At 63.2% G+C, this 7,569-nt stretch carries 7 protein-coding genes; 4 read left to right on the top strand and 3 right to left on the bottom strand.

What is annotated here, in order from left to right:
* Positions 1 to 5: 5 nt before the first annotated feature.
* Both ACO1XS_RS23530 and ACO1XS_RS23525 read left to right on the top strand, forming a co-directional pair.
* Entirely contained in the window at positions 6 to 1,241 is a 1,236-nt protein-coding gene (locus ACO1XS_RS23530; RefSeq protein ID WP_331571903.1) for a glycosyltransferase, read from the top strand.
* 402 nt (positions 1,242 to 1,643) lie between these two features.
* Positions 1,644 to 2,507, top strand: a complete 864-nt coding sequence (locus ACO1XS_RS23525) for a hypothetical protein (protein ID WP_486391830.1) — start codon at positions 1,644 to 1,646, stop codon at positions 2,505 to 2,507.
* On the opposite strand, the gene ACO1XS_RS23520 is transcribed toward ACO1XS_RS23525, so the two are convergent.
* Both ACO1XS_RS23520 and ACO1XS_RS23515 read right to left on the bottom strand, forming a co-directional pair.
* A complete protein-coding gene (locus tag ACO1XS_RS23520; RefSeq protein WP_486391829.1) occupies positions 2,504 to 3,907 on the bottom strand; it encodes a sensor histidine kinase in 1,404 nt (467 codons plus the stop codon). The two genes, ACO1XS_RS23525 and ACO1XS_RS23520, sit on opposite strands and share 4 nt — an antisense overlap.
* 4 nt (positions 3,908 to 3,911) lie before the next feature.
* Positions 3,912 to 4,577 (bottom strand): response regulator transcription factor, encoded by a 666-nt coding sequence (locus tag ACO1XS_RS23515; protein ID WP_486391828.1) that lies wholly within the window; start codon positions 4,575 to 4,577, stop codon positions 3,912 to 3,914.
* A 247-nt stretch (positions 4,578 to 4,824) separates the two neighbouring features.
* Here ACO1XS_RS23515 and ACO1XS_RS23510 point away from each other — a divergent pair, with 247 nt between their 5' ends.
* Both ACO1XS_RS23510 and ACO1XS_RS23505 read left to right on the top strand, forming a co-directional pair.
* Positions 4,825 to 5,841 (top strand): ABC transporter substrate-binding protein, encoded by a 1,017-nt coding sequence (locus tag ACO1XS_RS23510; RefSeq protein ID WP_331571894.1) that lies wholly within the window; start codon positions 4,825 to 4,827, stop codon positions 5,839 to 5,841.
* 93 nt (positions 5,842 to 5,934) lie between these two features.
* On the top strand, positions 5,935 to 7,245 hold the full coding sequence (locus ACO1XS_RS23505; protein ID WP_486391827.1) for an MFS transporter: 1,311 nt from the start codon (positions 5,935 to 5,937) through the stop codon (positions 7,243 to 7,245).
* Positions 7,246 to 7,310: 65 nt separating this feature from the next.
* Here ACO1XS_RS23505 and ACO1XS_RS23500 read toward each other — a convergent pair.
* Positions 7,311 to 7,569 (bottom strand): CerR family C-terminal domain-containing protein (locus ACO1XS_RS23500; protein ID WP_486391826.1); only part of this gene is annotated, 259 nt, incomplete at its 5' end.

The following is a 7,569-nucleotide window of genomic DNA, read 5'->3' as shown; positions in this document are numbered from 1 at the left end:
TCAGAATGGCGAAGCAACGACGCATAACCCGGGAGAGCAAGCGCATTCGCGCTCACTTCCATATCACCGACTTCAATAACGGCGGCATCGAATCGTCGCTCTTGCAGTGGCTGCAGATCCTCGATCGCAGCCTTTTTCGCGTGTCGCTGTCGGTGACCTATGCGTCGCCCGCGCTGGAACACCGTTTCCGCGCGCAAATCCCGGCTGACGTTCCCATCGAAGTACTCGCGGACCGGCCGTGGCTCCGATACTTTCAAAGCAGACGTCACCAAAACCGCCTTGGAAAACCGGGGCGTGTCGCACGCGACGTACATTCCGCACTGGTCGTGCGCCCGCATGTGGCAAAGCGGATCAAAGCGATCGCATCCGATGTCGATGTCATCATCGACTACGATATGTCGCTGCGGCGGCTGTGTGGCCAGTTCGATGTGGCGTGGCTCGGCATCCATCACTTCAGCTTCCGGGCGCGGCTGAGCGGTCGCGCGAATCGAGTGCGGCGCTTGCTGCGCCAATACGGTGGATACGATTGCCTCGGCGCGCTCAACGAGCAGATGGCCGAGGAAGCCATGCAAATGTTTGGCAGCCAGCTCAAAGGCGTCGCGGTGCTGCCCAACGCGATCGACGTCGAGGCCGTACGCAAGCGCGCAGCGGCTGGCCACTCCGAACTCGGCCTCGGGGGCCCCTATATCGTTTCGGTCGCGCGCCTGGACGAATTGCAAAAGGACCATCGCACATTGTTGCGCGCGTATGCGGCGATGGTGCGCCAACACGCGGTCGACGAGCAGTTGGTCATCGTCGGCGACGGTGCGCACCGTAACGAACTGGAAGCGCTCGCTCGCGAGCTCGGGATTGCAGGGCGTGTCCATTTCACGGGCCAGCTCGACAATCCGCATCCGGTCATGGCGGGTGCTTCGATGCTCGTACTGAGTTCGAAGAACGAGGGCATGCCGATGGTCCTCATCGAAGCGCTCGCGCTCGGTCAAGTCGTCGTGGCGACCGATTGCCCTACCGGGCCGCGCGCAATCCTGAATCACGGCAAGGCGGGCGTACTCGTGCCCGTTGGCGACGTCGACGCTATGGCTGCGGCGATGGCTCGCCTCATCAACGACGAGCCGCTCAGGCAGGCATACGCCGAGGTGGCCGTGGCGCGCGCGGCGTTCTTCGACGTCAAGCAAAGCAATCAGCGGCTCTATGACTGCCTCGAAGACATCCGTTCGGCGCGCCGCAAGATCGCCGCGTAACGTAGCCGTCTCCGGTCGGGCGGCATCGCTGCCGAACGCCTCGTTGGTCCATTCGCGCTGTCGCACGTCAGAACATCATAGTGACGCTTGCGCTTGCTTCCCTTTGTCCTAGAAACGGCTCTGATCGGAGGATTCCAATCGCGCCAAACCCCTCGTTTGGTCCGCTGCTGTCGCTTTTGAATCGAGCGACGAACCCCGCCCCTTCCGTTGGTCCGAAAAACCCCTCAGTTAAGGGCTGTTCCCCCTCCGTGAAATAGATTTCGAGGCTGTTCGACGTCAGGCGCGCGACCGTTCTCGTGGCCAACGGGGCCGCCCTCGGCCATCCGCCGTCCGACGTCGCTCACGCAGGCCCGCGTTCGTGGTCCTGCGTCCGTCAACTTCCTCGGAGCGTTCGGAGAAACAATGAAGCGAGATTATGGGCGCCGCTGCGCGCTATCGGTCAAGCGTGCAGTTGCGTTGACCGCACCGGTTGCACTCGTCGTGCTGGCGGGGTGTAACGGCGGCGATGACAAAAAGTGGTGGGACCACAGCAAGGCGGAAGCGCCGAAGTCGGCGATCCAGGTCGCCGGTCAATCGGTGTCGGTCGAAGGCGTCGACGGAGAGGTCGATGTGCTGCTGCTTTCGCCGACCTCGGCCAGTCTCGATACGATATCGGGCTTCATGGGCACGATGAAAACGGCCGAACTCAAGGAAGCCGCGCCTGGCGCCTACATCGGCTTCGGCGATCACCTTTCGCTGCTCTCGGGTACCGTGACCGACCTGGCGGGCGATGGCTCCTATGCAATCGGCAAGTGGACTGACGGCTCCGATTCGTCCGGTGCGACCTACAACCGGAACCAAGGGCGTGTCTGGGCCGTGGGGCGGCCCGTCGATGTCGACCTCAAGCCGGGCTCAGTGATGCACTGCACACTGGCGTCGAAAACGCAGCCCGCGGCGATGGACGGCAACACGGCACCCGGCACGCTACTCGACGCATCGGCTGAGATTCGTCGCGGCTCGGATAAGGACCGGGCGGAGATGACGCTTTCGCTTCGTTACTCGATCGGGCAGGACGCGCAAACCGTTACGCTCGAGAGCCTGCCCGGTGGTTATACCTCGCGGCACAAGGAAGTGTCCCACAACGGTGCCCAGCGTTCCGAGCGATATGCCGTGGCCAGTCGCTTTCTCGGGCGCGATCCTCTGAGACCCTACCTGGCGGCGAGCTATACGTTGCATTCGCCCACTGCCGGTGTGATCTCCGGAATGGTGGCCTTGAGCTGCTCCTAAACCTTGGTCGCGGCGGGCGGGCGTTCGAGCGCGTCAGGACGTGGAAACGAAAGCATCACTGCGAATCCGCCTGACGCGGGAAACGAGAATGCAACCCGCCCGCCGTGCGCTTGCATCACTTCGCTGACGATCGCCAAGCCAAGGCCCGAGCCCGTGCCGTGCTCGCTGCCGTTGCCCAGGCTGACGAACGGCTGCAGTACGGCTTCCCACTGTTCGCGGGGAATACCGCAGCCGTTATCGCGGACCGTCAGTTCGACGGACGTCGTCGTCGACGCGACCGATACGACGATCTCGTCGGCGCGGCCGTGAGAAAGCGCATTGTGCAGTACGTTCGAGAGCGCTTCGCGCAAGCTGATGCCATCGCCAACAATCTCGGTGCGGGCAGCGTCGCTCTCGAACGCGACGGCGACATCGCGATCGTCGGCAAGCGGGATGGTCCGTCCGAGCACCTCCTTCGCGAGTGCGTTCAGATCGAGCGGCGCAAGCACGACGAGCTCGGAGCGGTGGATGACCATCGCATGATTGAGCAACTGGCCGGTGAGTCGCCCCACGTCGGCGCAGGTGTCGCGCAACGCAGCAAGCCGCTCTCGATCGTGAATCCCATCGTGCTCTGCGCCGAGCAGTTCGATTTGCGCGTCGAGTCTCGCAAGCGGTGTGCGCATCTGATGGGCGGCATCCGCGATGAAACGTTGCATCGATGCAATCCGTTTCGCGAGGCGCTGCATGAGAACGTTGATCGCGCCGATGATCGCGGCAATCTCGCTGGGCGTGTCGGCGACGACAGGGCGAAGATCCGCAGGATCGCGCGCTGCGATGATCGCTTCGATCTGCGCAAGCGGGCGCAGCCCCCGCTTGATGGCCAGGCCGCTCGCACCGATCGCGAGCAGGCTCATCAGCACGATCAGCGTCCACACTTTCAGACTCATGTCGTTGGTGAGCTGCTGCCGTGCATGGGTGGTCTGCGCAACGGTAATCGTCGCCCAACCCGGCACGGTTTCCTCGGGCATATAGCGCGCAATCGTGACGATGCGTACCCGCTGATGCTGGTATTCGCCGCTTTCGAACTCCGGGCCAAGCCGCGTCGCGGCACGCGTTGCGCGGCTCGCAAGTGCGGGATCGCCGGCAACGACCAGACCGCGCGAATCCGTCACTTTGTAGTAGACGACGTCGTAGCTCGATAGTGTCGAGAATGCGGCAACGGGCGGATTGAGTGCGAGCACGCCTCCTTGCACGTACAGGTTTTCGGCTACCTGCACGGCGGCGCCCGACAACAATTGATCGTACGCCCGCTCGGCTGCGACGCCCGCGTAATAGCGGGCAATGACGGCAAGCGCAATCGCGCCCGAGACGACGACGAATGCGATGAACAACAGCGTGCGCCCGAAAAGCGTGCGCTTCATCGTTTCAAAGTGTCGCAATCTGATACCCCATGCCGCGTGCCGTCCGGATTTCGACCGAGCTGCCCTGAAGCTTTTTGCGCACGCGCGTCACGTACTGTTCGACAGCGTTCGTGCTGGGTTCCTTGTCGAAGCTGAAGAGCTGGCTGAGCCGCTCGTCCTTGGAGAATATTCGCTGCGGGCGGCTCGCGAGAATCTCGAGCAGCGCGAACTCCTGGCGCGATAGTGCAAGCGGCTTGCCATCGAGTTCGGCGAGCCGGTTACTGCGATCGATGACGAGCGTGCCTACCCGGACGACATCGTTTGCATGGCCGCTTTGACGGCGCAGTAGTGCCTGCACGCGTGCGTCGAGCTCGCGATAGTCGAATGGCTTCACGAGATAGTCGTCCGCACCGAGGCCCAGCCCGCTCACGCGGTCGTCGATCGTCGAGCGAGCCGTCAGCAGCAATACCGGTGTCTTGCCGCCCGCCTCGCGCATGCGACGCAAGATCGTGAAGCCGTCCATCGAAGGCAGCATCACGTCGAGCACGACGAGATCGAACGATTCGGTGCCGAGCAGCGCGTCAGCCATCGCGCCATCGGTTTCGAGGTCCACGGCATGGCCGAGCCGCGACAGGCGGCTGCGAATCGCGGCGCCGATTTGTGCGTCGTCTTCCACGACGAGAATGCGCATGATGCTGCCCTTGCTATTTCCTTTGGCGATGTCATTGGCTCGCGCTGTCGGCCGTTGCCGATACGCATGCGGCTGTCTGCTTATGACCTGCGCGGTTCCATCGCGGATAGAGGGGTTTTCCCGAGTCGCGCTTGTCAGCATTTTCTCAGACTCGCCCGGTAATCTCCGTCCATAGAACGCATCGAGCGGCGACTCTTGCTGATGAAGGTCTGCGAAGGCGCTCGCATAGGGGAAAGGAGGGGAGACGATGATGGCGAATCGACGCCGCCGCGCATTGACGATCGCGGCGCTCGGCGCATCGCTCGCGCCGTCCCTCGCCTTGCCACGGCCGCGCGAGGTACGCATCTCGAAGGGCTATGGGGTGCTTTATCTGCCATTGCTCGTCATGGAGCAACAGCGTCTGTTCGAAAAACATGCGGCACGTCGTGGCATGGGACAGGTTTCCGTCAATTGGGTACTGCTCGACGGAGGCAATTCGATCAACGACGCGATGATGGCAGGCACGCTCGATTTCGCCGGAACCGGCGCGCCGGGCTTCATCGAACTGTGGGCCCGCGCCCGTGGCATTCCGAATGTCGAGGTCATTGGCGTGAGCGGTCTCGGCCGTGCGCCGCTCTCGCTCAACACGAACAAGGCGTCCATTCGGTCGATCGCCGATTTTTCGGCGGCGGACAAGATCGCCGTGCCGGGCATCCGCACGTCGTTATCGGCCGTCGTCCTGCAAATGGTGGTCGCCAAGCAACTCGGGGTGCGGCAATTCGCGCGGCTCGATGCGATGACCGTCAATTTGCCGCATCCGCAAGCGATGCAGGCGCTGGTTCGCCGTCAGGGCGGCGTGACGGCGCATTTCTGCGCGCCGCCGTTTTCCTATCTCGAATTGCGCCAGCCGGGTATCCACCGGGTGCTGAACGCGAGCGACGTGTTGGGGCCGCTGACGCTCGACGTGGTCTTCGCGCCGAAGAAGGTCGTCGATACCGAACCTGTGCTCGTCGAAGCGTTCCTCGACGCATTGGATGAAGCGAATCGGCTCATCGAAAGCGACCGGCGGCGAGCGGCTTCGATTTACGTGGCGGGTTCAGGCGTCGAAGTGTCGGCCGATGACGTCCTGCAGATGCTGTCGGACGAGCAAACGCATTTTTCGGCTGTGCCGAAGCAATTGATGGACTACGTGGAATTTCTTTCCTTCACCGGGACCATCAAGGCAAAGCCGCGCCGCTGGCAGGAGATGTTCGCTCCGACGCTGGCGCGCTATGGCGCGATGTAACGAGCGGTGCCCGCGGGCAGCGCAACGATGAACCATGAAGACCGGCTATGCCCGGACCCGGACTCAAGTCGATACGAAAGAGGAGCCTACCCTGTGAACCCAAGCGACACCCTCCACCCGCCATCGGCCGAAGAGCGGCACGTCATGGCCAAGACGGCACGCCGTCTGATGCCGATTCTCGTGCTCATGTTCCTCATCTCGTTCATCGATCGTCAGAACGTCGGCTTCGCCAAGTTGCAAATGGTGCACAGCCTGGGCATGACCGAAGCCGCTTTCGGTCTCGCCTCGTCGCTCTTTTTCATCGGCTATTTGCTGTTCGAGGTACCGAGTACGCTCGCGCTCCACCGGTTCGGCGCGCGCGTCTGGCTCGCGCGCATCATGCTGACCTGGGGTGCCATCACCGTGCTGATGGGCTTCACGACCTCGATGGGGGTTTTCTGCGGCCTGCGCTTCGCGCTGGGGGTCGCGGAGGCCGGCTTCTACCCGGGAGTCATCTACTATCTGACGCTCTGGTTCCCGCAGAGTTACCGGGCGCGCGTGCTGGGCATCTTTACGCTGGGCAGTGCGCTGGCCAATATGCTCGGCTCGCTCGTGGGCGGTTGGCTGCTGAGTCTCGATGGCGCCTTCGGGCTGGCCGGCTGGCAGTGGGTCTTCGTGGCAACCGGTTTGCCCGCTGTGCTCGTCGCACTCGTCGTCTTCAAGATCCTGCCCGCATCGCTGCAAGAGGCACGTTTTCTCGATGCGCGCGAAAAGCAGATCGCACTCGCGGCGCTCGAGCGCGAGAAACCGGTCGACGCGGTGCACGAGCATCCCTGGAAGGCCTTGCTCGACCCGCGTGTCATGCTGTTCGCCTGCACCTATATGCTCATGTCGACGTCGCTGTACGGCGTGACCTACTGGCTGCCGACGCTCGTCAAGTCGTTCGGTGTCGCCAGCACGACCAACGGTTTGCTGAGCATGCTGCCCTGGGCCATCGCCGTGCTGCTGCTGCTCTACTTGCCGGGCAAGCTCAAGCGCAGCAAGGGCGTTCTCAAGGCGATCGCCATCGTCGCCGCGGTGGGTGCGCTCGGTTTCACCTGCAGTCTGCTGTTGCCGACGACACCGCTTCGCTTCATCGCACTCGTGCTCGGCGGGGCATGCATCCCGCTGCTCTATCCGTGCTTCTGGTCGATGCCGCCGCGTTACTTCAGCGGCGCGCGAGCGGCGGCAAGCGTGGCGGCGATCAACTCGATCGGCAATCTCGGCGGCTTTTTCGGCCAGAATCTCATGCCTTATGCGGGCAAGGCCACAGGCACCGCGTTTGGCCCCATGATCGTGCCGATCGTTTGCTTGAGCGTCCTTTGTTTCGGTGCCGCCATCGCGTGGTTCCAGACCGAGCGGCGGCTCATCGTCGCGCAAGCCTGAGGCAGCAAGCTGCGAAGGCTTGGCGGCGACCGCTCATCGACGCCTCCACGTTGTCGAGCGTGCCGTCAAAGCCCGCCGCCGCCGCTTTGCCCATCGTCTCCCGCTGCGTGCGCCTGGGCCCAAAGGTTCAAGAGCGCACGCGTCTGAGCTTCGATCGTCCTTTGTATCAGCGCGCTTTTCTCGGCATCGATTTGCGTCCACTCGAGCAGCGTCAGCGCTGAGCGCGGAGCGACATTGAATACCATCATCTGGCCGTGCAGGCTCAAGAGGCGAATCCGCGTAACCGGATCGTCGATGCGCGTGCCCCCGATGCGCGCAACCAAT

The organism is Trinickia sp. (genome assembly GCF_057351765.1).
This window is presented reverse-complemented; position numbering and strand designations above follow the sequence as displayed.

What these genes read in the sequence shown, in the direction of transcription:
- ACO1XS_RS23530 (WP_331571903.1), top strand. Translation starts at nt 6, where the DNA reads ATGGCGAAGCAACGACGCATAACCCGGGAGAGCAAGCGCATTCGCGCT.
- ACO1XS_RS23525 (WP_486391830.1), top strand. Translation starts at nt 1,644, where the DNA reads ATGAAGCGAGATTATGGGCGCCGCTGCGCGCTATCGGTCAAGCGTGCA.
- ACO1XS_RS23520 (WP_486391829.1), bottom strand. Translation starts at nt 3,907, where the DNA reads ATGAAGCGCACGCTTTTCGGGCGCACGCTGTTGTTCATCGCATTCGTC.
- ACO1XS_RS23515 (WP_486391828.1), bottom strand. Translation starts at nt 4,577, where the DNA reads ATGCGCATTCTCGTCGTGGAAGACGACGCACAAATCGGCGCCGCGATT.
- ACO1XS_RS23510 (WP_331571894.1), top strand. Translation starts at nt 4,825, where the DNA reads ATGATGGCGAATCGACGCCGCCGCGCATTGACGATCGCGGCGCTCGGC.